This is a genomic window from Actinophytocola sp. (genome assembly GCF_009379765.1).
In the GTDB taxonomy this organism is placed as follows: domain Bacteria; phylum Actinomycetota; class Actinomycetes; order Mycobacteriales; family Pseudonocardiaceae; genus Actinophytocola.
Genome location: NZ_WHTD01000004.1, coordinates 23,601 through 46,239 on the forward strand (window position 1 = coordinate 23,601; position 22,639 = coordinate 46,239).

General features: G+C 71.8%; 25 protein-coding genes and 3 pseudogenes. 10 read left to right on the forward strand and 18 right to left on the reverse strand.

The window, feature by feature from the left end:
• Positions 1-4: 4 nt before the first annotated feature.
• Positions 5-442: pseudogene (locus GEV28_RS01825) on the reverse strand (VOC family protein); the annotation flags it as partial.
• Positions 443-505: 63 nt separating this feature from the next.
• On the opposite strand from GEV28_RS01825, the gene GEV28_RS01830 reads away from it, so the two are divergent.
• Positions 506-1,045: an AraC family transcriptional regulator gene (locus GEV28_RS01830; RefSeq protein ID WP_291407862.1), complete on the forward strand. Its 540-nt coding sequence runs from the start codon at positions 506-508 to the stop codon at positions 1,043-1,045.
• Positions 1,046-1,174: 129 nt separating this feature from the next.
• Positions 1,175-1,789 carry a hypothetical protein gene (locus tag GEV28_RS01835; RefSeq protein ID WP_291407864.1) on the forward strand — a complete coding sequence of 205 codons (615 nt, stop codon included), beginning with the start codon at positions 1,175-1,177 and terminating at the stop codon, positions 1,787-1,789.
• A 52-nt stretch (positions 1,790-1,841) separates the two neighbouring features.
• Here the strand turns inward: GEV28_RS01835 and GEV28_RS01840 are convergent, their stop codons facing one another.
• Positions 1,842-2,306 carry a response regulator gene (locus GEV28_RS01840; RefSeq protein ID WP_291407866.1) on the reverse strand — a complete coding sequence of 155 codons (465 nt, stop codon included), beginning with the start codon at positions 2,304-2,306 and terminating at the stop codon, positions 1,842-1,844.
• Positions 2,307-2,393: 87 nt separating this feature from the next.
• Positions 2,394-3,845, reverse strand: a complete 1,452-nt coding sequence (locus GEV28_RS01845) for a hypothetical protein (RefSeq protein WP_291407868.1) — start codon at positions 3,843-3,845, stop codon at positions 2,394-2,396.
• 78 nt (positions 3,846-3,923) lie between these two features.
• Between GEV28_RS01845 and GEV28_RS01850 the strand changes: the two genes are divergently transcribed.
• Positions 3,924-4,394, forward strand: coding sequence for a GNAT family N-acetyltransferase (locus tag GEV28_RS01850; protein ID WP_291407870.1), 471 nt, complete (start codon positions 3,924-3,926; stop codon positions 4,392-4,394).
• Here GEV28_RS01850 and GEV28_RS01855 read toward each other — a convergent pair.
• From GEV28_RS01855 to GEV28_RS01910, 12 genes and pseudogenes are all read right to left on the reverse strand, one after another.
• Positions 4,324-4,782 (reverse strand): MaoC family dehydratase, encoded by a 459-nt coding sequence (locus GEV28_RS01855; RefSeq protein WP_291407872.1) that lies wholly within the window; start codon positions 4,780-4,782, stop codon positions 4,324-4,326. The genes GEV28_RS01850 and GEV28_RS01855 overlap by 71 nt on opposite strands.
• Entirely contained in the window at positions 4,779-6,278 is a 1,500-nt protein-coding gene (locus GEV28_RS01860; RefSeq protein ID WP_291407874.1) for a long-chain fatty acid--CoA ligase, read from the reverse strand. The genes GEV28_RS01855 and GEV28_RS01860 overlap by 4 nt, the downstream gene beginning before the upstream one ends.
• Positions 6,271-7,188, reverse strand: coding sequence for an amidohydrolase family protein (locus GEV28_RS01865; protein ID WP_291407876.1), 918 nt, complete (start codon positions 7,186-7,188; stop codon positions 6,271-6,273). The genes GEV28_RS01860 and GEV28_RS01865 overlap by 8 nt, the downstream gene beginning before the upstream one ends.
• The gene (locus tag GEV28_RS01870; protein WP_291407878.1) at positions 7,185-8,096 is read right to left on the reverse strand and encodes an SDR family NAD(P)-dependent oxidoreductase; all 912 of its coding nucleotides are present in this window, start codon (positions 8,094-8,096) and stop codon (positions 7,185-7,187) included. Before GEV28_RS01870 ends, GEV28_RS01865 begins: the two co-directional genes overlap by 4 nt.
• Positions 8,097-8,396: 300 nt before the next feature.
• A complete protein-coding gene (locus GEV28_RS01875) occupies positions 8,397-9,353 on the reverse strand; it encodes an alpha/beta hydrolase (RefSeq protein ID WP_291407881.1) in 957 nt (318 codons plus the stop codon).
• Positions 9,350-10,294 carry a branched-chain amino acid ABC transporter permease gene (locus GEV28_RS01880; RefSeq protein WP_291407883.1) on the reverse strand — a complete coding sequence of 315 codons (945 nt, stop codon included), beginning with the start codon at positions 10,292-10,294 and terminating at the stop codon, positions 9,350-9,352. Before GEV28_RS01880 ends, GEV28_RS01875 begins: the two co-directional genes overlap by 4 nt.
• Positions 10,291-11,151 (reverse strand): branched-chain amino acid ABC transporter permease, encoded by an 861-nt coding sequence (locus tag GEV28_RS01885; protein WP_291407885.1) that lies wholly within the window; start codon positions 11,149-11,151, stop codon positions 10,291-10,293. Before GEV28_RS01885 ends, GEV28_RS01880 begins: the two co-directional genes overlap by 4 nt.
• Positions 11,141-11,791 (reverse strand): ABC transporter ATP-binding protein, encoded by a 651-nt coding sequence (locus GEV28_RS01890; protein ID WP_291407887.1) that lies wholly within the window; start codon positions 11,789-11,791, stop codon positions 11,141-11,143. The genes GEV28_RS01885 and GEV28_RS01890 overlap by 11 nt, the downstream gene beginning before the upstream one ends.
• Positions 11,792-11,908: 117 nt before the next feature.
• Entirely contained in the window at positions 11,909-12,199 is a 291-nt protein-coding gene (locus tag GEV28_RS01895; RefSeq protein WP_291408050.1) for a hypothetical protein, read from the reverse strand.
• A pseudogene (locus tag GEV28_RS01900) lies at positions 12,200-12,469 on the reverse strand (hypothetical protein); the annotation flags it as partial. It abuts the gene before it with no gap.
• A pseudogene (locus GEV28_RS01905) lies at positions 12,406-12,630 on the reverse strand (ATP-binding cassette domain-containing protein); the annotation flags it as partial. The pseudogenes GEV28_RS01905 and GEV28_RS01900, both read right to left, overlap by 64 nt.
• A 66-nt stretch (positions 12,631-12,696) precedes the next feature.
• Positions 12,697-13,872, reverse strand: a complete 1,176-nt coding sequence (locus GEV28_RS01910) for an ABC transporter substrate-binding protein (RefSeq protein WP_291407890.1) — start codon at positions 13,870-13,872, stop codon at positions 12,697-12,699.
• A 92-nt stretch (positions 13,873-13,964) separates the two neighbouring features.
• On the opposite strand from GEV28_RS01910, the gene GEV28_RS01915 reads away from it, so the two are divergent.
• Genes GEV28_RS01915 through GEV28_RS01935 form a run of 5 tightly spaced genes read left to right on the forward strand, consistent with a single transcriptional unit; the run spans position 13,965 to position 17,694 of the window.
• Positions 13,965-14,801 carry a PaaX family transcriptional regulator C-terminal domain-containing protein gene (locus GEV28_RS01915; RefSeq protein WP_291407892.1) on the forward strand — a complete coding sequence of 279 codons (837 nt, stop codon included), beginning with the start codon at positions 13,965-13,967 and terminating at the stop codon, positions 14,799-14,801.
• Positions 14,802-14,845: 44 nt separating this feature from the next.
• Positions 14,846-15,862, forward strand: a complete 1,017-nt coding sequence (locus tag GEV28_RS01920; RefSeq protein ID WP_291407893.1) for an aromatic ring-hydroxylating dioxygenase subunit alpha — start codon at positions 14,846-14,848, stop codon at positions 15,860-15,862.
• Positions 15,859-16,014, forward strand: coding sequence for a hypothetical protein (locus tag GEV28_RS01925; RefSeq protein WP_291407895.1), 156 nt, complete (start codon positions 15,859-15,861; stop codon positions 16,012-16,014). The genes GEV28_RS01920 and GEV28_RS01925 overlap by 4 nt, the downstream gene beginning before the upstream one ends.
• Positions 16,011-16,931 (forward strand): PDR/VanB family oxidoreductase, encoded by a 921-nt coding sequence (locus GEV28_RS01930; protein ID WP_291407897.1) that lies wholly within the window; start codon positions 16,011-16,013, stop codon positions 16,929-16,931. The genes GEV28_RS01925 and GEV28_RS01930 overlap by 4 nt, the downstream gene beginning before the upstream one ends.
• Positions 16,932-16,947: 16 nt before the next feature.
• The gene (locus GEV28_RS01935; protein WP_291407899.1) at positions 16,948-17,694 is read left to right on the forward strand and encodes an IclR family transcriptional regulator; all 747 of its coding nucleotides are present in this window, start codon (positions 16,948-16,950) and stop codon (positions 17,692-17,694) included.
• Between the two features lie 117 nt (positions 17,695-17,811).
• Here the strand turns inward: GEV28_RS01935 and GEV28_RS01940 are convergent, their stop codons facing one another.
• Positions 17,812-19,134 carry a M28 family peptidase gene (locus GEV28_RS01940; RefSeq protein ID WP_291407901.1) on the reverse strand — a complete coding sequence of 441 codons (1,323 nt, stop codon included), beginning with the start codon at positions 19,132-19,134 and terminating at the stop codon, positions 17,812-17,814.
• A 193-nt stretch (positions 19,135-19,327) separates the two neighbouring features.
• On the opposite strand from GEV28_RS01940, the gene GEV28_RS01945 reads away from it, so the two are divergent.
• Positions 19,328-19,738: a nitroreductase/quinone reductase family protein gene (locus GEV28_RS01945; protein ID WP_291407903.1), complete on the forward strand. Its 411-nt coding sequence runs from the start codon at positions 19,328-19,330 to the stop codon at positions 19,736-19,738.
• Positions 19,739-19,807: 69 nt separating this feature from the next.
• Positions 19,808-20,305 carry a VOC family protein gene (locus tag GEV28_RS01950; RefSeq protein WP_291407905.1) on the forward strand — a complete coding sequence of 166 codons (498 nt, stop codon included), beginning with the start codon at positions 19,808-19,810 and terminating at the stop codon, positions 20,303-20,305.
• Position 20,306: 1 nt separating this feature from the next.
• Here the strand turns inward: GEV28_RS01950 and GEV28_RS01955 are convergent, their stop codons facing one another.
• Together GEV28_RS01955 and GEV28_RS01960 are read right to left on the reverse strand one after the other, a co-directional pair.
• Positions 20,307-21,122 carry an alpha/beta hydrolase-fold protein gene (locus tag GEV28_RS01955; RefSeq protein ID WP_291407907.1) on the reverse strand — a complete coding sequence of 272 codons (816 nt, stop codon included), beginning with the start codon at positions 21,120-21,122 and terminating at the stop codon, positions 20,307-20,309.
• Positions 21,123-21,137: 15 nt separating this feature from the next.
• Positions 21,138-22,583, reverse strand: coding sequence for an arylsulfotransferase family protein (locus tag GEV28_RS01960; RefSeq protein WP_291407909.1), 1,446 nt, complete (start codon positions 22,581-22,583; stop codon positions 21,138-21,140).
• Positions 22,584-22,639 lie beyond the last annotated feature (56 nt).

The following is a 22,639-nucleotide window of genomic DNA, read 5'->3' on the forward strand; positions in this document are numbered from 1 at the left end:
CGTGTCACGGCGCCCCTTCCGCGTCTCCGGGGGCTGCGGGCAGGGCGAGGCGGGGTGTGTCGTAGAAGCGGCCGCCCGGAAGGACGCCGAGGAACGTCCGCGGCCCGGCGGCGTCGTGGATGACGCGGACCGCGATCCCGTCCGGGTCGAGGAACTCGAGCCATGTGCCGTCGGCGTGGGTGCCGCCGGTGGACGGGATGCCGGATGCCTCGGCGCGGGCCCGCACGCGCGCCGCGGCCGCCGCGTCGGCGGCTTCCACGATGATCGGGTGCTCGCCGCGCAGGTCGGGCTCGCCGGGCATCGTGGCGCGCAGGCGCAGGCCGATCAGGTAGCGGGCGGTCCAGTCGGCCAGCGAGCAGCCGGTGACCCGCTCGTCGTCGCCGAACTCGCGGACGTACTCCAGCCCGAGCAGATCGCGGTACCAGGCCGCACTGCGAGCGAGGTCGGAGACCGCGGTCCTGCGTGAGCTGCGGCTGGAGAGCGCGAGCTACCGGCTGCGCGCCCCGTGGCGGGTGCGCTCGCGGACTTTCCCCGGTGCGTGCACGTTCCGGGCGCGCCGGCCTGGTTGGCGAGCCTGACCGACGCGCTCACCACCGAGACCGTCGAGGGCGGGCCCGGCAGCGAGGTCGCCATGGCGCGGCTGTCCGACGCGTTGATCACCCGCGCGCTGCGCCACCACATCGAGACGGCCGAGGAGCCCGGCTGGCTGCGCGGCCTGCACGACCCGTACGTCGCCCGTGCCTTGGCGGCGGTGCACGAAGACCTTGCCGCGCCGTGGACGTTGCGCGCGCTGGCCAGGGCCGCCGGCCTGTCCCGCGCGGCGTTCTCTGCGCGCTTCGCCGACACCGTCGGGCAAACGCCGATGAGGTATGTGTTCCAGTGCCGCATGCGCCGGGCGATGACCTTGCTCGCGGTCGAGCGCGCGACGGCGGCAAACGTCGCGGCCCGGATGGGATACGGGTCCGAGGCGGCGTTCTCCGCCGCGTTCTCCCGGCACACCGGCACGACGCCCGGCACCTACCGGCGTCGGGCAGGCGCCAGTTGACCTGAAGATCTTTCATTGGTTTACCCCTACTTTCGTAGGGTTGCACGCTATTTCGGATATCAGTAATTTCGGTCATATTGGGGATGTAGTGGGCGCCCGGTCGGGAAATCCGCGCGGGATTTCGATCAAGTGCGTTCACAGATTCCCAGAATTGTTTCCATCGCATTAGTTCATCAGTCAACCCTGCTACTGAAGTGCTGTCCGTTTCTGTTCTCGTCGACAGGAGATGCGATGTTCAGGCTGGCAACGAAGCTGGTAACGACACTCGGGGCAGCGGTCGCGTTGGGCGTGATCGGCGCCCCGATCGCCAGCGCGACCGTGAGCGAGGCCCCGGCCGACGGTGCCGTCGATAGTGCCGCCGAGGTGATGCCCGCGGCGGCGCCTGCCTGGTCATACACGATTCAGCCGTCGTGTGGTGGCTGGGAGTCGCCGATCCGCACGGGCGCGAACTATTGGGGTGGCGCCTCCGAGGGTGGCGGCACGCCGGTCCAGTGCCAGAACTCGGCGATCACCGACTGCGGATTCAAGAACGAGCCCGTCCACGGACTGACCAAGGACGGCCGTCTCATCGTGGTCGGCTGCAACTACGGCATGGGTCAGCTCATCAAGCTGTTCCCGGGCGCGGTCAATGACCCCGCGCTTCTCGCCGCGCACGAATTCGGCCACAACTGGTACGGCCATTCCTACAACGGTTGCGCGTCCTGGGCGAGCCCGACGGACGTCATGGCCACGACGATGTGTTAGGCGAATTCCGGTGACATCCGGGTGGGTGGGCGTTCGCGCCCGCTCACCCGGCTCACCGCGTCCGGGTCGCGGTCGCCGGCGGACGGTGGGCGCGGACCACGGTGAGGTAGAAGCCGTCGAGGTCGCGGACCAGCTCGACCAGCCGGTCGAAGTCCACCGGCTTCGTCACGTACGCGCCGGCGCCCAGGTCGAAGGTGCGCAAGATGTCGGACTCGGCATCGGACGTCGTCAGGATCACCACCGGGATGTCCCGCAGCGCGGGGTCCGCGGTGAGCTCCGCCAGCACCTCCCGGCCGTCCAGCCGAGGCAGGTCGAGGTCGAGCAGGATCAGCCCGGGCCGCGGCGCGTCCTCGTACGGCGGCTGCCGGCGCACGAACCGAAGCGCCGCGATCCCGTCGCTCACCACGTGCAGCGAGTTGCCGATCTTGAAGTACTCGAACGTGTCCCGGGTGAGCCACACATCTCCGGCGTCGTCCTCCACCAGCAAGATGTCCACCGGACGTGGCACAGCGACCATGCGCCCACTGTCCACGCCCGCCCGCCCGGTAGCAAGAACCAACCTGGTGACGGCGGTCGTGTCCTGGCCGACGACGCCCGTGGTCGCTCAGGCGATGGTGCCGGAGTTGCCCAGCCAGCGTTCCCGCCACGCCAGCCGCAGGCGGATCGCACTCAGCGGCAGGTCGTCGGTGACCAGGCGGCCCACGGCTTCCCGTTGGGCCCACGGGCAAAGCTCGCTCAGCAACCCCGGTATCCGGCCTCGGGTGAGCCCTTCGACGAGCGTGACGGTGATCTTCGCCCGACCCGTCACCCGGCCGTCGGGCAGGGCGCGGGCGCGGTAGTAGTCGATGCGGGCGTCGACGATGCGGTCCTTGGCCTCGCGGAGCTGGGCGACCACCAGCTCGGCGACGTCCGGGGGCGACGAGCTGACCGGAAGACCCCACGACAGCCACACCGGATGGTCGTTCGCGCTCGCCGACTCCTTGATCCGCGGGCGTATCGGGCCCGTGCGCAGCAACTGGTAGTCGACCGCCGCCGACGAGGTGATCCGGCTCTTCGCCCGCACCGCCTGCCGGCGGGTCAGGCCGCACTCACTCGCCGTCTGGCCGAGGCCGTCGGCGATCGACAGGCACGTGCTGGACAACCGCGCCCGACCCACCCGGGCCGGCGCGAGCGGCACCATCAGGTTGATGAACGCGATCTCCTGCATCGACGCCTCGGACACCGCGAGGACGCCGACGTTGCGGGACAGCAGGTCAGCCGCGATCGCCGCCGACGAGCCGACCCTGGCCGGCCCGACGAACGTCAGCAGCTGCACCGTCGTCGGCACCGAGTCCGGCGCCCAGCCGAACAGCGACGCCTTCCGTGCCGCGTAGCGCTCCTCGGCCGGCGCCAGTACCGACCACCACTCGCCGCGCACCCGCCCGAACCGGCGGTCCGCGACCTGCAGCCCGAACCCGTTCTCGGTGGACAGCGCGGCGAGCCGGCACATCAACGCGATCCGCTTGCGCCGGTTGGTGTGCTCGAGCCCGACGAGCATCCGCAGCGCCATCCCGTTCGCCACCCGGGGTGCCTCACCGGAACCGTCCACCCGGAACTGACGCGGCGGGTCGCGGAAGGGCGCCACCGGCGACTGGAGGAACAGCACCGGCGCGCCGTCGTCCGCCGCGGCCGCGTCCACCATCCCCTGGTAGGCCAACGTGATCATCAGCGAGTCCGCGTACGTCGGCCGCCACGGGGCATAGCCGAGCGTCAGCAGGATCTCCACGCTGTGCGCGGCGTCGTAGAGGAAGTCCGGGTTGATCACCACACTGCCGTTGAAGAGCTTGCTGGCGAGCCCCTCGCCGTGCGGGCTCACCGCGATCCGGCTCGTCGACACCCCGTCCACCTGCTTGCCCGGTGTGTCCGGCGCCCACGTGTGCAGCTGGAACCCCACCCCGGCGAGGTGGAAGGCGAGCGTGTCGGTGGCGACCCGGTCCGGCGCGGTCGGCGGCGTGACGTCGGCGGGCGGTGGCGTGGAGAACCCGTCGGAGCCGAAGTGCGTGACGTCGAACAGCACCGCCGGGCTGCCCGAGCCGGCCGCCCTGGCCGCGACCGCGGCCAGCGCCGGATGCCGTGTTCGACAACGAGACCAACAATGAGTGGCGCCCCTGAGATCCGCCCGCTGGCGCGGGCGCACCTGCCCGCGCTGCTCGCGCTCGAGGCGCGGCTCTTCGGTGCCGACGGCTGGCCGAGGCTGATGTTCCTGGCGTCGCTGTCGCCGTCCTTCCGGTCCCGCGTCGCGGTCTCGGGCGGGGCCGTCATCGGGTTCGCCCGGTTCGGGGCGGGCCGGCTGGACAAGGTGCTCGTTCGCCCGGAGGACCAGCGGCGGGGGGTGCGCAGCGCGCTCCTCGCCGCCGTGCTGGGCGCGGGGCCGGTCACGCTCGAGGTCGCCGCCGGCAACCCGGCGCGGGAGGTCTACGTCCGGTGCGGGTTCGTGGTTACCGCACGGCTGCCCGGTTACTACCGGCCGAGCGGCACCGACGCCCTCGTGATGGTCAGAACTGGTAGCGGTACACCGCCCGCGCCGCCACGGCCGGCTTCTCCGCGCCGGCCAGTTCCATGGTGAACGCCACACTCGCCTGCACGCTGTCCGCGGTCAGCTCCTCGACCGCGGACAGCCGGGCGTGCAGCCGCACCTTCGCGCCCACCGGCACCGGCGTGGGGAAGCGGACCTTGTCGAGCCCGTAGTTCACCGCCACCCGCACGTTCTCGATGCGCACCATGTCCGTCCACAGTGGAATGATCAGTGACAGGGTCAGGTAGCCGTGCGCGATGGTGGCGCCGAACGGGCCGGCCGCGGCCCGCACCGGGTCGACGTGGATCCACTGGTGGTCGCCGGTCGCGTCGGCGAACATGTCGACGCGGTCCTGGGTGATCACGTGCCACTCGCCCGGGTCGAGGTCGCGCCCGACGAGGGCCGCCAGCTCCGCGAGCCCGTGCACGACAGTGGTCACCGTGGGCCTCCGTAGGTGGTGCGCAGCCGGCTCTTGAGCAGCTTTCCCGACGCGGTGCGGGGGAGCGTGTCGGCGAACACGATCGACTTCGGGATCTTGTACCGGGCGATCCGCCCGGTCAGCGACGCGAGCAGCTCCTCCGGCGACGCGGACTCGCGCAGCACGACGACCGCCCGGCCGACCTCGCCCCACCTCTCGTCGGCCACCCCGATCACCGCACAGTCGGCGACGGCCGGGTGCTGGTGCAGTGCGTCCTCGACCTCCGCCGGGTAGATGTTCTCCCCACCGGAGATGATCACGTCCTTGATCCGGTCGCGGATGTAGAGGTAGCCGTCCTCGTCGGCCACCGCCACGTCGCCGGTGCGCAGCCAGCCGTCGGTCGACAGCACCGCCTCGGTCTCCGCCGGCTTGCCCCAGTACCCGGACATGACGTTGGGACCGTGCAGCACGACCTCGCCCGGCTCACCGGGAGAGACCTCGTCGCCGGACGGGCCAACGACCCGCAGGTCGGTGAAGAAGCACGGCGTCCCCGCGGACCCGACCTTGCCGCGCGACTCCGTGGCCCGCAGGAACAACGCGCTCGGCGACGACTCGGTGAGCCCGTAGCCCTGCAGGAAGATCAGCCCGCGTTCCTGGTAGGTGGTGATCACCTTCTCCGGGACCGGCGCGCCACCGCAGATCATCGTGCGGACCGAGGACAGGTCCGCGGCGCCCCACCCCGGCGCGGCCGCGACCGCCTGGAACATCGCCGGCACCCCGAACAGGTAGGTGACCCGGCGCTCGGCGATCAGCGACAGCGTCTCCGACGGGTCGAACGCGGACATCAGGACCACCGTGCCGCCCTTGAGCAGGGTCGGCAGCACGGTCTGGTTGAGCGCGGCCACATGGAACGTCGGCGCGTTGACGAGCGTGATCTCATCGCCCGCGAGGTCGACGTCGATCAGCAGGTTGAAGCTGTTCCAGTGGATGTTGGCATGCGACAGCGCGGCGCCCTTGGGCCGTCCGGTGGTGCCCGAGGTGTACATGATCATGGCGACGTCGTCCGGGTCGACCGGCTCGTCGAGCGGCTCCGCGGACGCGCCGGCCACCAGCAGCTCGTAGGTGTCGAGGTTCAGCACGTGCGGCACGTCCACCAGCTCGCGCAGCTCGATGGCGTGCTCCTCGTGCGTCGGCGCGTGCACGAGCACGGACGTGCCGCTGTCGCGCAGGATGTGGGCCAGCTCGGTCGGCGTGAGCCGGGTGTTGAGCGGCACGAAGATCCCGCCGGCCAGGCCCGTGCCGAACAGCGTCTCCAGGAACGTCGGGTGGTTCGGCCCCAGGTAGGCGACCCGGTCGCCGCTGTCCACGCCGAGCCCGGCGAGCATGTGCGCCACCCGGGTGCTGCGGTCGTGCAGGTCCGCGTATGTCCACTCGCGACCGTCGTGGACCACGGCGGTGCGGTCCGGCGACATCCGCGCCCGGCGCGCGGTCCACGAGCCGATGCCCTCGTTACGCATGGGAGTCCTTGTCGTCGAGGCTGTCATCGTTCCTGTCATCGTTCCTGTCGAGGCCCAGCAGCCGCACGGCGTTGTCCTTGAGGATCATCGGCCGCACCTCCGGCTTGACGTCCAGGTCGGCGAAGTCGGCCAGCCACCGGTCCGGGGTGATGACCGGGAAGTCGGAGCCGAACAGCACCTTGTCCTTGAGCAGCGTATTGGCATAACGGACGAGTTGGGGCGGGAAGTATCTCGGGGACCAGCCGGACAGGTCGATGTACACGTTCGGCTTGTGCGTGGCCACCGCGAGTGCCTCGTCCTGCCACGGGAACGACGGGTGCGCGATGACGATCCGCAGGTCCGGGAAGTCCACCGCCACGTCGTCGAGCGCCATCGGGTTCGAGTACTTGAGCCGCACCCCGCCACCCCCGGGCAGCCCCGCACCGATCCCTGTCTGTCCACTGTGGAACACAGTGACCATGCCGTGCTCGGCCAGCACCTCGTACAGCGGGTAGGCCGTCCGGTCGTTCGGGTGGAACGCCTGCACGCTCGGATGGAACTTGAACCCGCGCACCCCGTACCGCTCGATCAGCGTGCGCGCCTGGCGGACCGCGGCCGGGCCGCGCCACGGGTCGACGCTCGCGAACGGGATCAGCACGTCGGCGTGCGGGGCGCACGCCTCGGCGATCTCCTCGCTGGACACGGGCGGGTGGCCGGTGGCGGTCTCCGCGTCCACCGTGAAGACCACGGCGGCCAACCGCCGCTCCCGGTAGTAGGCGGCGATCTCGGGCACCGCGGCGGCCCGCTCGCCGGCCACCTTGAAGTACTCGGCGGAGCCCGCCATGAGGTGGTCCGGCAGCGACGCGTGACCGTCCGCGGACAGCTCGACGTGCGCGTGCATGTCGATCGCCAGCAGGTCCTCGATCTTCATTCCGGTGGTCCCGCCGGTGCGGGGATGCCGACCTGCTGGGTGTATCGGCCGAGCGTCGAGGCCCAGACGCCGGCGATGGCGTCGGCGCTCCACCCACCGTCCCGATAGGACACCGTGAGCTCCTCCGGGTGCGTCCACAGGGAGAGCTTGTCGCCGCCGATGCCGACCGCCTGGCCGGTGACCGACGCGGCCGCGGCGGAGGCCAGGAACACCACCAGTCCGGCCGCGTCGTCCGGGCTCCCGAAGCCCTCGCCGGCCCGCAGCCAGTCCGGCAGCGGGACGCCGTCGTCCCGCCACGCCTCGACGTGCGGGGCGAACGCGGGGATGGTCGCGGTCATTGCGGTGGCGGCGACCGGGACGACCGCGTTGACCGTGATGCCGGCCTTCGCGCACTCCATCGCCCAGGTGCGCACCATGCCCACGATGCCGGCCTTGACCGCCGAGTAGTTCGTCTGGCCGACGTTGCCGCGCTGGCCGGCGGGGGAGCCGACGACGATGATCCGGCCGCCGCCCTCCTGCTCGCGCATCCGCCGGACCGCCGCGCGCACGCAGGTGAACGTGCCGCGCAGGTGGACGTCGACGACCGTGTCGAACTCCTCGTCGGACATCTTCCACAGGATCCGGTCCCGCAGGACGCCGGCGTTGGTGACCAGCGCGTCGAGCCGGCCGTACTCGTGGACCGCCCGCTCCACGAGCGCGGTGGCCACCTCGGCCGGGCCGACCGCGCCGGGCTCGGCGACCGCCCGGCCGCCGACGCCGGTGATCTGTTCGGCGGCGCCGGCCGCGGCGTCGGGGTCCGCGTCGTTGAGGACGACGCTCGCGCCCGCCGCCGCCAGCGCGGAGGCGTAGGCGAAGCCGAGCCCGCGGCCCGCGCCGGTCACGACGGCCACCCGTCCGGTGAGATCCATGCCGGGCTCCTCTCGGTACAAGGTCTCGGTGCGTCAAGCCTCAGTGCGCCAGGTCGAACGGCCGCGGGTACGGCGCCGGCCGGTAGGTCGTGTATGCGGGCGTGGCCGCGGGGTCTAGGCCATGTCTCGCGGATCTTGGATCGTGGTATTCGCGCCCAGCTGTCCCCTGGCCGCGTTGTCGGAAGGCCCGAATACAACCCGGTATGCGCGACCTTCCGCCGCCTTGCCAGGAGACATCTGGATCACGAATCCCATCGACCAAGACCCACGAGACACGACCTAGTCGTTCGGCCGCCCGGTTCAGCGCGCGCGGTCCGGTGTCGGGCCAGTGCCCGGTGCCGACGCGCTGCTCCAGGGCCTCCAGCGCGGCAGCATCTCCCCGGTCGTGAACGAGCAGTGCCCGCCGCGGCGCACGAAGGCCTGGCGCAGCAGGCGGTCCCGGCCGGACTCAGCGACCGCGTCCGCGTAGGCCCGCTGGACCTGCACCGGCACCAGCGCGTCGCCGGTGGTGTGGATGGTGAGCAGCGGCGCGGCCGGCCGGCCGGTGAAGGTCAGGTTGCGGATCACGTACGCGACCGCGGCGCGATCGGCCGATATCCGTGGCGCGCGGGCCAGTGCCGCCAGGTCCTTCCCGAGTGACAGGCCGGCGCGGGCGTAGAGCGCCACGACCTCCGCGCGTACCGACGACCGGGCGAGCATCCGGGCGTAGTCCACGCCGGTGTTCCACGCCATGTTGCCGCCGGCCCAGGTCTCCGCCTCCTGCCGCCAGGACAGTCCCACGTAGACGGTGCCGCGCAGGGCGAGGTACTGGTTGCGTTGCGCCGTGTCGTGGTCGCCGGGGACCGGTTCGGGTGCGTTGGCATCGGTCCAGGCGGGGAGGTTGTGCAGCGCGGCGGCCAGCGCGGTGCGCGCGCGGCCCTGCGGCGTGGCCTGGGCGGCGTCGAGCGCGGCGGTCAGCTCCGCCGCCGAGGCGAGCGCGGTGGCCTGGTCCGGGAGGCCGGTCAGCGGCGCGGTCGAGCCGGGGGCCAGCAGCGTGCGGACCGCGAACACCGGGTCGAGCGTGTTGTTCCAGTTGGCCACGCCGCCGTGCTGCAGGCCGCACATCGCGAGCGCGCCGGCGAACCGGCGGCCGTGTCGCTCGGCGAGCCCGGTGGTGATCATGCCGCCGAGCGAGGTGCCCCAGGCGATCGCGCGCCGGGGCCGGCCGAACCGGTCGGCGAACTCGTCCTCGAGCGTGGCCACGACAAGGACGTTCATGATCGCTCCCCTCGCCGGAGCGCGGGCACGATCCCGCGCGGCAGGTACAGCACGACGAGCACCAGCAGCAGCCCGTAGACCGCGTAGGAGAGCACGCTCGGGGCGTAGCTCGGCATGCCCGGTTGCGTGCCGATGTCGTTGAGCAGCTGGACGAGCAGCACGATCGCGACCGCGCCGACGACTCCGCCGGCGACCGTGCCGAGGCCGCCGACGACGGCCATCACGACGTACTCGACCGACAGCAGGACCGGGAACGACCCGGGGCCGAGGTAGCCGAGGTAGAACGCGTAGATCCCGCCGGCCAGCCCGGCGAACGCGGCCGACAGCGCGAACACGGCCAGCCGGTAGCGGCCGACCGGCACGCCGCTGGCGGCCGCGGCGACCTCGCTGGTGGCCAGGGCCCGCAGCCCGCGCCCGGCCCGGGAGGCGACGAGGTTGCGCGCCACGAGCAGGGTGACGGCCAGCCCCGCCCAGACGAGGTAGGCGTAGTGGATGTCCTCGTCGAGCTCGACGCTCCCGACGGACAGCTGCGGGATGCCCTGCAGGCCGATCGCGCCGCCCGCCCACTCGGACTGGGCGAGCACGGACAGCAGGATGAGCTGCATCGCCAGCGTGGCGAACGCGAGGTAGTGCCCGCGCAGCCGCAGCACGCCGATCCCGACGACGGTGGCGAACGTGGCGGCCACGACGGGCGCGGCGAGCAGGCCCAGCAGCGGTGGGGTGCCGTGCACCGCGAGGAGCCCCGCGGTGTAGGCGCCGATCGCGTAGAACGACGCCTGCCCGAGCGAGATCTGCCCGGCGTAGCCCATGAGCAGCGACAGGCCGACGGTCACCATGGCCGCGAGGCCCGCGAGGACGTAGATGCCGAGCTGCTGGCCGTCCAAGATGGACGGCAGGGCGAGCGTCGCCGCGGCGAGGGCCAGGAGGAGTGCCGTTCTCATGCCGGCTCCTGCTGGGCGGCCGGGCGGCGCGCGGCCCGCCAGATCATCACGGCCAGCATCAGCCCGAGCGCGATCTCGGTCTGGTGCGCCGCGTTGCCGTACCCGGCGACCAGCGCCTGGGTCACGCCGAGCAGCAGCCCGCCGAGCAGCGTGACCGCGGGCCGGGTGAGCCCGCCGAGGATCGCCGCCGCGAAGCCGTTGACGATCAGCGTGACGTCGGCGTCGAACGTGACCTGCTGGACCGGGGTCACGAGCACGCCGGCCAGCCCGCCGAGCGCGCCGCCGATGACGAAGGCCAGCAGACCCATCCGCCGCACGTCGATGCCGATGATCCTGGCGGCGTACGGGTTGGACGCGCACGCCGTGAGCGCCTTGCCGACGTCGGTGCGGGTGAAGAACACCGCCATGCCGGCGAACACCGGGATCGTCACGCCGATGACCAGCAGGTAGTGGGTCTGCACCCGGGCGTCGAACACGGGCACCGCGCCGGGCAGCCCGGCGAACGAGCGTGGCTGGTCACCCCAGACCAGCACCTCCACCGCGTACGCGAAGATCGCGAGCCCCAGCGTGACGATCAGCGCGGACTGCGGCGTCGTGCCCGGCCGGCCGATCGCCACGAGCCCGGCGAGCAGCCCGACCAGCGCGGCGACCGCGACCGCGAGGAGCTCGCCCACACCGTGCGGCAGCACGGCCAGGAAGGACGACGCACACATCGCCCCGACGACCGCGAACGCGCCCTGGGCGAAGTTCACCACCCTGGTGACCCGGTAGATCGCGACCAGCCCGCTGCCGATCAGCGCGAACCCGCACCCGGTGCCGAGGCCCGTGATCAGGTAGCCGGCGAGGTCACTCGGCATCGGTGACCACCCCGCCCAGGTAGGCGTCGGACACCCGGGCGCTCTCCGCGAGCTCGGCCGACGCGCCCTCGGCGACGATCCGGCCCGCCTCCAGCACGTAGGCCCGCGAGCACAGCTCCAGCGCCAGCCGCGCGTTCTGCTCGATCAGCAGGACCGCGAGGCCCCGCCGCGCGTTGAGCTCCCGCAGGTGCGCCACGAGGTCGGCGACCACGAGCGGCGCGAGGCCCAGCGACAGCTCGTCGATCACCAGCACGTCCGGCCGGCTCATCAGCGCCCGGCCGACCGCGACCATCTGCTGCTCGCCGCCCGACAGGAGCCCGGCCCGCCGGTCGCGCAGCGGCACGAGCTTCGGCAGCACCGCGTGGACCGGCCGCGTGTCGCGGTTCCTGACACGCCACCCGCCGAGGCGCAGGCTGTCCTCGACGGTGAGCTCACCGAACACCTGCCGGCCCTCGGGCACGTGCGCGAGCCGGCCGCGCACGGCGACCGATCCCGCGGCGGGCGCGACCATCCCGGACAGCGTGTTGACCAAAGTGGACTTTCCGGCCCCGTTTGGCCCGATGAGCGCGACGAGCTCGCCCGCCCCGACGGAGAGACTCACCTGGTCCAGCGCGACCGCCGCGCCATAACGGACGGTCAACTCGGTGACCTGTATCACTGGCTCGCGCGGTGACATTGGCTCGCTCCGCTCGCTGGTTCGCGGGCCTGTTCCACTCACGGGCTCGTGACTTCGGCTCGCCCTGTCGCGTTGGTTCGGTCATGCGGGGACCTCGTCGCCCAGGTATGCGGCGATCACTCGCTCGTCGGCCTGGATCTGGGCCGGTGTGCCCTCGGCGATCACCCGGCCGAGGTCGAGCACCGTGACCCGGTCGGCGAGCCGGGTCACGAACGCCACGTCGTGCTCGACCAGCAGCATCGTCAGCCCGTCGGCACGCAGGCTCTCGATCAGCGCGGCGAGCTCTGCCCGTTCGGCCGCGCGCAGCCCGGACGCCGGCTCGTCGAGCAGCAGCAGCCTCGGCCGCCCGCACAGCGCCCTGGCGAGCTGCACACCGCGCTGCTGGCCCAGCGGCAGCGCGTCCGCCGGCCGGTCGGCCCAGTCCGCCAGCCCGGTCCGGGCGAGGCACTCCCGGGCGTCGGCGGCGATCTCCCGTTCCTCGCGGCGGTGCCTCGGCAGCGCGACACCGCCGCGAGGAACCCGGACCGGGTCACCCCGTGCGCGCCGACCATGACGTTCTCCAGCACCGTCATGCCGCGGAAGATGCGCGCACCCTGGAAGACCACGGCGATGCCGGCGCCGGCGCGGCGGTGCGGTGGCCACCGGTCGACCCGGTCGCCGTCGTAGCCGATCGTGCCGGCGTCGGCGCGCAGCTGGCCGCCGATGAGGTTGAACAGCGTCGACTTCCCGGCCCCGTTGGGCCCGATGACGGCCCGCAGCTCGCCGTGCGCGACCTCGAGGTCGACGTCGCGCACGGCGAACACCCCGTCGAACGAGCGGCGGAGCCCGTTCCCGTGGAGCAGCGGTGCCGGTGGGGTGGACAAAGCCTGCTACCCGGCCAGCCCGGCCAGCTGGGTGCTGGCCCACTCGGTCGGCCGGAACGCGCCCTTGGTCACGGTGTTGACCGAGATGAACTCGGGTCCCAGCGCCGCGTGGTCGTCCTCGCTGTAGGTGTACTCGCCGTTCGGGGTGACGAGCGTCAGGCCCTGCAGCGCGTCCCGGATGGCCGCCGGCTCGGTGCTGCCGGCCTTCTCGAGCGCCGCGACGAGCAGCTTCACCGCGCTGTAGCCGTCCTGCGCGAACTGCGGCGGCGGGTAGCCGTACTCGTCCTGGAACGACGTGGTCAGCTCGGCGACCGCGTCCTTCTGTGCGCCGTCCGGCAGGTCCGGGCCGACGACCCCGATCGAGCTGGCCACGAGCACGCCCTCGGCCGCGTCGCCCACCGGGTCCAGGAACAGCTTGCTGGCCTGTGCGCCGGTGAGCACGAGCGGGATGTCGAGCCCGGCGCTCGCGTACTGCTTGGTCAGCGCGACCGCCGGCGGGCCGGTCGCCCACACCACCAGCGCCTGCGCGCCGGAGGAGCGCACGTGGCCGAACACCGCGCCGAACTCGGTCGCGTCGGTCTGGAACTCCTCGTCGGCCACCAGCTCGATGCCGTACTCGGCCGCCTTCTCCCGCATGCCCTTGAACCCGGCCTGGGCGTAGGAGCTCTTGGTGTCGTGCGCGATGGCCACTGTGGACAGTCCGGTCGCCTCGAGGTACTGCAGGATCCGCTCGCCGTAGGTGGCCGAGGTGGCGGGGACCACGAACACGTACGGGTGCACCGGGTCGGCCTGCTCGTCGGCCGGGGTCAGGGACAGGTAAGGGATCTCCGCGCGGTCGACCGAGGGGACCGTGGCGAGCGCGGAGTTGGAGAAGGGGGAGCCGATGACGGCGGCCACGTCCTGGCCGCGCAGGTCGTTGAACGCCAGCACCGACTGGTCGGGCTGGCTCTTGTCGTCCTTGACCACGAGCTCGATCTTGCGCCCGAGCACCCCGCCGTCGCGGTTGACCTGGTCGACGGCGAGCTTCACGGACTTCTTGTTCTCGCTGCCGAGCGGCGAGTAGTTCCCCGTGAGCGACACGATCTGGCCGACCTTGATCGTGTCGCCGGATTGGTCGCCGCCACCACCGCATCCGGTCGCGAGGAGGGCGAGGGTGGCCAGGAGCGGAAGGAGTCGACGCACGGTACCTCCTTGTACCAGGAGCGCGATGCGAGCCAGGACACAAAGTTAGGCTCCTCTGTTGCAGCCGTCAAGATTATGCCTAACATTGCGGAGTGACCGCTGAACACGAGGAGCCCGCGGGTCCGCGGCCGCAGTCGCTGATGCTCACGTTCCTCGGCGACTACCTGTACGACCGCGACCTGTGCGTCTTCTCCGGCAGTGTGATCGACGCCCTCGGCCGGCTCGGTGTCTCGGAGCACGCGACCCGCTCGACGCTCACCCGCATGGTCAACCGGGGGCTGCTGCGCCGCCAGAAGCACGGCAGGCGCATGTACTTCGGGCTCACCCGGCGCACGGCGGAGATCCTGCGCGACGGGCACACCCGCATCTGGCGGACCGGCGCGGTCAACGACGACTGGGACGGCGACTGGACGCTGCTGGGTTTCTCGCTGCCCGAGGCGTGGCAGCGCCAGCGGCACGACCTGCGCGCGAAGCTGGCGTGGGCCGGGTTCGGTCCCCTGCAGGGTGGGCTGTGGATCGCGCCGGGCCACGTCCGGGTCGACGACATCGTGGCCTCCTTGGGGCTCGAGGCGCACGTCCGGGTGTTCCGGGCGACCGTCGACGAGCCGACCGACGTGGGGCAGCTGGTCGGGGACGCCTACGACCTCGGCCCGATCGCGGCCGGGTATCGCTCCTTCCTGGACCGCTGGGCGGACTCGCAGCCGTATCCCGAGGATCCGCTCGCCGCGCACCTGTCGATCGTCACGGAGTGGCTGCGGATCATCCGGAAGGACCCTCGGCTGCCGGTGCGGCACCTGCCCGAGGACTGGCCGGCCAACCCGGCGCAGAAGGCGTTCCGCGACATCGAGGGCACGCTCTCCCGGCCGGCCGCGGAGATCGCCGCGGAGCTCCTGGACACGGTGCCGGACGGTTCCCCTTTCAGTGAGTGAAAGCAGGGCTTCTGGGTTCGCCGCCGGTGGCCGATCGTCGGTGGATGAACTTCGTGCGGAACCAGTGGTATGTCGCGGCGTACGGGTGCGAGATCGAGCGCTCGCTGTTCGGTAGGACGATCCTCGGCGAGCCGATCGTCCTCTACCGCACGGAGTCCGGCGAGGTGGTGGCGCTCGCGGACCGGTGCGTGCATCGCCGCTACCCGCTGTCGGAGAGCAGGCTCGACGGGGACACGATCGTGTGCGGCTACCACGGTTTCACCTACGACCGCGCGGGGTCATGTGTGTTCGTGCCGGGGCAGAAGCGGATCCCGCGCACCGCACGGGTTCGGTCCTACCCGGTCGTGGAGCAGGACTCGTTCGTGTGGGTGTGGATCGGCTCGTCGTCGCCTTCCTCGGCACCGCCGCGCGCGCCGTGGCTGGCCGACCCTGGATACACGACGGTGTGCGGGATGGAGCCGCTCGCCGCGCGCTACGAGCTGCTCGTCGACAACCTGCTGGACCTGTCGCACGAGACGTACCTGCACGGCGGCTACATCGGCACGCCGGAGGTGGCGTCCACCCCGATCACGACCGAGGTGGACGAGGACCGCGGGGTGATCTACGTGAGCCGGCACATGGCCGACGCCGCGTGCCCGCCCTTCTACGCCAAGTCCACCGGAATCGACGGCCGGATCACCCGGTGGCAGGACATCGAGTACCACCCGCCGTGCCTGTACCTGCTGCACAGCCGAATCGCTCCCGCCGGCGTGCTGCCCCGCGACGACGGCGCGGACCCGGACGGCTTCCATGTCGAGGTGGTGTACGCGATCACCCCGGAGACCGAGCACAGCACGCACGACTTCTGGGCGGTGGCCAGGGACTTCGCGTTGGCGGACCAGGGCGTGTCGGACTTCCTGGCGGAGAGCAACCGGACCGTGGTGCTGCAGGACGTCACCGCGCTGGACATCCTGGAGAAGGTGACCCGGGCCGAGCCCGACGGGTACCAGGAGCTGTCGGTCAACATCGACACCGGCGGACTCGCGGCGCGCCGCATCCTGAAGCGCATGGCGTCGGTATGACCGCGTTGTCCGGCGACACCGTCTACCGGGTCCACTGGACACTCGGGACGGACCTGCTGGTCGGCGTGTGCCACTGCGGGGCTTCGCACGAGTCGGAGGATCCGGTGGAGCTCTGGGAGTGGCTGCTGGCGCATCCGGAGGGGCACTCGTGATCGCCGTCGAGGTCGTGCGCAAGGATCCCGTGGCCGACGGCGTGGTGCTGCTGACGCTGCGGGACCCGGCCGGCGCGCCGCTGCCCGAGTGGGAGCCGGGCGCGCACGTGGACGTGGAGCTGCGCCCGGACCTGGTGCGGCAGTACTCGCTGTGCGGCGACGTCGCCGACCGGTCCTCGTGGCGGTTGGCGGTACTGCATGAGCCGGCCGGCCGTGGCGGTTCGGCGTTCGTGCACGACAGGCTGTCCGTGGCGGACCGGCTGTGCGTCTCCATGCCGCGCAACAACTTCGGGTTGGTCGCCGCGCCCCGGTACCTGTTCGTCGCGGGTGGCGTGGGGATCACCCCGTTGTTGCCCATGATCGCGGCCGTTTCGCGGCGGGGCGCGGACTGGCGACTGCTCTACGGCGGACGGACCCGCGCGTCCATGGCGTTCCTGCCCGCACTGGCGGCCCACGGCGACCGGGTGAGCGTCCGCCCGCAGGACGAGACCGGGCTGCTGGACCTCTCGGTACTGTCCGAACAGGACTCGACGGCGGCGGTCTACTGTTGCGGTCCGGAACCGCTGCTGGCCGCGGTGGAGCAGCGCTGCCCGCCCGAGGCGCTGCACGTGGAGCGCTTCGCCCCGAAGCCGGTGTCAGGGGAGTCGTTCGCGGCGTTCGAGGTGGAGCTGGCCCGCTCCGGCCGGACCCTGGAGGTGCCGGCGGACCGGTCGATCCTGGAGGTGTTGACAGGTGCGGGGGTCGCGGTGCTGTCATCCTGCGAGGAGGGAACGTGCGGCACCTGCGAGACGGACGTGCTGGGCGGGACCCCCGAGCACCGCGACTCGCTGCTGACGGAGGACGAGCGTGCAGCGGGGGAGACGATGATGATCTGCGTGTCGAGGTCGGCCGGTGGGAGGCTGGTCCTGGACTTGTGAGCGGGAGGAGGTGCCGATGCCGGGCCGATCGGTGACGAGCAAGGTGTTGGCGCTCCTGGACGCGTTCACACCGAGCACCCCCGAGCTGACGCTGAGCGAGTTGGCCCGCCGGGCCGGCGTGTCCCTCCCGACCGCCCACCGGCGTGCCCAGGAGCTGGTCGGGTGGGGCGCCCTGGAACGCGCGCCGGACGGCCGGTTCCACATAGGACTCCGCCTGTGGGAGGTCGCGTCCCTTGCGCCACGCGGATTGGCCCTGCGAGAGGCGGCGATGCCCTTCCTGGAGGACCTGTACGAGGTCACCCACGAGAACGTTCAGCTCGCCGTGCGCGAGGGCTTGGAGCTGGTGTTCGTCGAGCGCATCGCGGGCCGCCGGGCGGTACCGGTACTGACGAGAGTGGGCGGCCGCTTCGCCCTGCACGCGACGGGCGTGGGCCTGGTCCTGCTGGCGACGGCCCCGGCGGAAGTCCAGGAGGAGGTCCTGGCGGCCCCGCTACACGCCTACACCGAGAAGACGATCACCGACCCGGTCCGCCTCCGCGAGGTCCTGGCCGGTGTCCGCAAGTCCGGCCACTCCGTGAGCGACGGTCAGGTCACCCTGGACGCCCTGTCCGTGGCGGCCCCCGTCCGGTCCCCGGAAGGCCACGTACTGGCCGCCGTCTCCCTGGTGGTCCGCGCCGACACCGCCCAACCCGCCGCCTTGGCTCCTCTGGTGAAGGCAGCCGCCCGCGGCATCACCCGCGCCCTGGAACCCCGGCACCCATGATCAGTAGCGGTGCATGGCTCCGTTCCGGCGGACGTGCGCATATCCTTTCAGCTCGCACCGCGGCTCGGTAGTGCGGCACCCGCCTCCGCCCGGTCGTCGGGCGGAGGCGGGTTCGAGTCAGAACTGCAGGCTCCACGCGCTGATCGTGCCGGTGTCGGCGCGGGCCGCGTCGCGGACGCGCAGCCGCCACGTGCCGTTGGCGACCTCCGAGCCGGCGTTCACCGAATACGTGGTGTTCAGGTTGTCGGTGCTGCCGCCGGAACGGTTGTGCACGGTGCCGTCCGGGGCGAGGACGTCGACCACGAGGTCGCCGATGTAGGTGTGCCGGATGTCCACCCCGACCCGCAGTGTCGTCGGTGCGTTGCCCGGCACGCCGGTGACCTCGATCGGACTCTCCACTGTGGACAGATCGGGGATCGCCACGTCGGTCGGGTTCTCGAAACGCGGCCCGGCCGGCGGGGTCGTGGCGGTGGACAGCGTCCAGATCGCGTAGGCGATCGCATCGGTGTTGCGGTCCAGCGCGGTGACATCGATGTTGCTCGTCGTGTCGCAGGAGGCGTGGTAGCAGCGGTCGAACGCCTGCCCCGCGGTGCCGCCCCACTTCTGCGCCTGCGCGCTGGTCTTGGTGACCTCGGCGCCGGTGAAGAGCCCGCCGGTCGGGATGCCGACGTTGGCGAACGCGGCGTGGTCGGACCTGCCGCCGACCGAGGTCAGCTCGGTCGGCACGCCCATCGCGACGAACGGCGCCTCGAGCACGTGTTGCAGCTCGATCGACCCGGCCGGCTGGCCCGACGACGAGTAGACGAAGTAGCCGGGGTTCGGCGAGCCGATCATGTCGAAGTTGACGTAGCCCTTGATCTTCGCGCGCTCGGCGCCGGGCAGGTTGTTCACGTAGAACGTCGAGCCGACGAGCCCACGCTCCTCCGCGCCCCACCAGCCGAACCGGATCCGCTTGGTCGGCGTCAGGTCCTGGCTCGCGACGGTGAGCGCGACCTCGAGCAGCCCGGCGGACCCGGACCCGTTGTCGTTGATGCCCGGCCCGGCGGTGACGCTGTCGAGGTGCCCGCCAGCCATGATCACGTCGTTCGCGTCGCCGCGCGGCCACTCGGCGATCAGGTTCCAGCCGGTGGCGCCGCCCGATGTGAACGGCTGCAGGGTGGTCACGTAGCCGGCGGCGTCGAGCCGCGCCCGCACGTAGTCGATCGAGGCGCGGTAGCCGGGTCTGCCGTGCGCCCGGTTGCCGCCGTTGCTGGTGGCGAGGGACTGCAGCTGGTTGAGATGGGCCTGGACGTTGGCGACGGGGATGTCGGGCGCGGCCGGTGGGACGGGCGGTGCGGCGGTCGCCGGCGTGCCGATCGCGATGACCGCGCCGGCGGTCAGGACGGCGAGGAAGACACGGGTGCGCATGATCATTGCCTCCAGCAGGGGTGGGAAGGACAACGAACCGAGCGTCCACGACCACCGCGGGTGTCGCGTACAGCCGTTCGAGTCCTGTTCTTCCCGTACTTCCCATTCAGGAGCTTCGGTGGATCTGCCCCGCGCCGGCGCCCGATCGTCCGCCAGGCGAGGACTAAGCGTGAGCCGAACGTTGTTCAAGAGCGCGTGCACAGCATTCAGGGAGGCGACGCCGAGGATGAGTGACGTCAACAGCCAGGTGATCGAGGAGTTCCGCGCCAACCGCGGCATCGTGGGCGGGCACTTCGAGGGAGCGCACGTGCTGCTGCTGCACACGGTCGGCCGGCGAACGGGCAAGGAGATCGTCAAACCGTTGGTCTACCTGCCCGACGGCGACGGCTTCGTGCTCGTCGGCTCCGCGGGTGGCGCGGAGAAGGAGCCTGTCTGGGTGGCGAATGTCGACGCCATGGTCGAGGTCACCGTCGAGGTGGGCGAGCGCACCGTCACCACGAAGCCGACCGTGCCGCGCGACGGCCCGGAGCGGGCGCGGCTCTACCCGAGGTACGTCGAGTACTGGCCCGACCTGCTCCAGTACCAGACCCGCACCGAGCGGGCCTTCCCCCTGATCCGCCTCGAGCCGGTCGGGTGACCATCGGTGGGTGCTGAGCCCTATTCTCACGATGCCGGAGACGGTGCCGTACGAGTTCGGGAGGTTGCCGTGGCCACACGGGACGTCGAAGCACTGGCCGAGGCCCGGGACCGGCTCCGGTCCGCCCACCTGCGCCCGAGGTCCGAGCGGCCGGCGTCGAGTGCCCGGGGCCTGCACCACACGGCGCTCATCAGCGGCGACGTGGAGCGGACGATCCGGTTCTACCAGGACCTGCTCGAGTTCCCGCTCACCGAGCTCATCGAGAACCGTGACTACCCGGGCTCGTCCCACTTCTTCTTCGACATCGGCAACGGCAACCTCCTGGCGTTCTTCGACTTCCCGGGCCTGGACGTGGGTCCCTACGCCGAGGTCCTCGGCGGCCTGCACCACGTCGCGATCTCCGTGGCGTCCGCGCGCTGGGAGGCCTTGACGGCGAAGCTGGAGGCTGCGGGCGTGCCGCACGAGGTGCACAGCGAGGTGTCGGTCTACTTCCAGGACCCGGACGGCGCCCGCGTCGAGCTGATCTCCGACGAGCTGGGTGAGATGTACGGCAACGTGGTCCGCTGACTCATCCGGCGTGGTCGGCGAGGAAGCGGACCGCCCTCGGGACCGTGCGTAGCCAGTAGGGCGCGTCGTGGTCGCCGGGGTCGAATGCGGCCACCTCCGGCGACGCCGCGTCCGCCAGCTTGCGGGCGGCGTCGACGAACGGGTCGTCGGTGCCGCACCACACGCCCAGCTTCGTGTCGCCCAGGGCGTCGAGGTGCTGGAACGGGTCGGTGGACGCCCACGCCTCCTCACCCGCGAAGGCGTCGCGTGACTCGGCGTCCGGCCAGTCCAGGAACAGTGCCGGGCTCAACGCCGCCACCACGGGGTGCGGCGTCGTGCGCGCGTAGTTCAACGCCCCGTACCCACCCATCGACAGGCCGAACGCGGCGAACGGCGCCGGCTCGAGGTCGCGTTCGGCCAGCCAGCCGGGGAGCTCCTCGGTGAGCATCCGCTGCGGGTCGTCATGGTGGGTGCGGGCCACCCAGTAGTCGTTGCCGCCGTCCACCCCCACCATCGCGAACGGCGGCCTCCCCTCGCCGGCGAGCTGGGTTAGCAGGTCGGGCACCCCCAGCTGCACGAACATCCGGGCGTCCGACCCGCGACCGTGCAGCGCCACACAGACCGGCAGGGTGGAGTCCACCTCGCCGGCCGGGCGCATCACCACCAGCGTGACGTTCCTGCCGCGTGCCTCGGACCGCACGTACTCGACGTTCACCGGGCGGTTCGGCTTCGAGCCGGTCACCGTCGGCGGAGGCAGCGGCGGCGCGGGCGACGAGCAGCCGGCCAGGCCGGCGAGGCCGAGGCCGCTCGCGCCACGAAGAAGGGTTCGCCGTCGCACGCCCCGACCGTATCGTCACCCGGTGGTCGTTCTGGTCGGAATCGACCGGCCGAGCGGTCTCCCGGCCGCGTCCAACGCCTCGACCGCCACGAACGGCGCCGGGTCCGGCAGCTCGATCTCCGTCTCGAAACCGGTCCGCGGTGCCTCCAGCGTCACGCCGAGCCGGTCGGCCGACGGCCCGGCCAGCACACGCCACCGGCTCACGTCCGTCGCGCCGTTCCAGCTCACGTGCACGGTCGTCCCGTCGTCGCCGGCGCGACCGGCCACCGCGGGCGGGGTCGTCGGCCGGCCGGTCCACGGCGCAAGCTTCGCGCGGTAGGAGAAGGTGTTGTCCGGCAGCCTCCCGTGCAGAAGCACCTCGCCGGTCGGGTCGAACGCGGTGAAGCTCGGCCGCGACCCCCAGCCGACGAAGCTGTCGCCGCTCGGCAGGAGCTGGTGGCTGCCCTGGCTGCCGTTGGTCAGCGCGTCCGGGCTCGAGAAGGCACTCACCAGGGAGGCGGTGCGTGCCCGCTCGTCCACCTGGAGCACCAGCGCCCGCGACGGTGAGCCCTGGTCGTCGAGGTTGGACGCGTTGTCCAGCAGGCTGATCCGGCCGCCTGGCCGCCACCGCGCGTCGTGCTGCCAGGCGAACTCCGCGCCGTCGTCGAGGGTGAAGTCGCCGTGCTCGCCGCCCAGCTGCCACAGCACCTCGCCGGTGCGCCGGGAGATCTTGTAGATCGCCTTCGTGTGCCGCGCCGAGATCAGCAGGTCCCCGGCCGCGTCCTCGTCGACCGAGTTGACGTGGAAGTAGTCGTAGGGCTTCTTCGGGTCCTTCGGCAACGGCTCGGCCGAGTCCGACACCGGTACGTGGTCGATGCTGTGCCACTCGAACAGCACCCGGCCGGTCGCGATGTCGACCTCCTGCACCACGCCCTCGCGGACGGACTCGTCGCCGCGCACGGTCGGGTAGCACAGCAGCAGCGCCGTGCCGCGCGGTGTGATCACCATGTCGTGCAGATCCGCCGACTGCCCGTTCCCGGCCCGGACCGTGGCGACCTGCCGGTAGCTCTGGTCGAGCACCACGTACTCGCCGTCGCCCCAGCCGCGCTCCGGTGACGAGCCGTGCCAGTAGGTGAGTACCGGCTCGCCCCGGTAGGTCTGCACCGCGAGGTCGTTCGGGAACGTGCCGTCGTCGTCGAACCGCTTGGTCCACACCGGCTCGCCGGAGGCGTCCACCACGAGCGCGTAACCCTGGGTCTCGCCATCCTCGCGGTCACCGATGCGGGCGAGCAGGACCACGTCCCCGGGATCCATGCCGGCTCTCGACGTCGTGATGTCGACGACCGGCGGTGTCAGGTCCGGCCGGGTGACGTACTCGGCCAGGGGCGGCGCCGTGGTCGGCTTGCTCTTCGGGGCCGCGTCGCCGGGCACGCATCCGCCGAGGACCAGCAGCAGGGGCAGGATCATCGCGAGTCGCCACATAGGACCATTCCAACACGGTCCGGGCACCCCGTGTTATCGAGCGAGTCCTTTGTGGA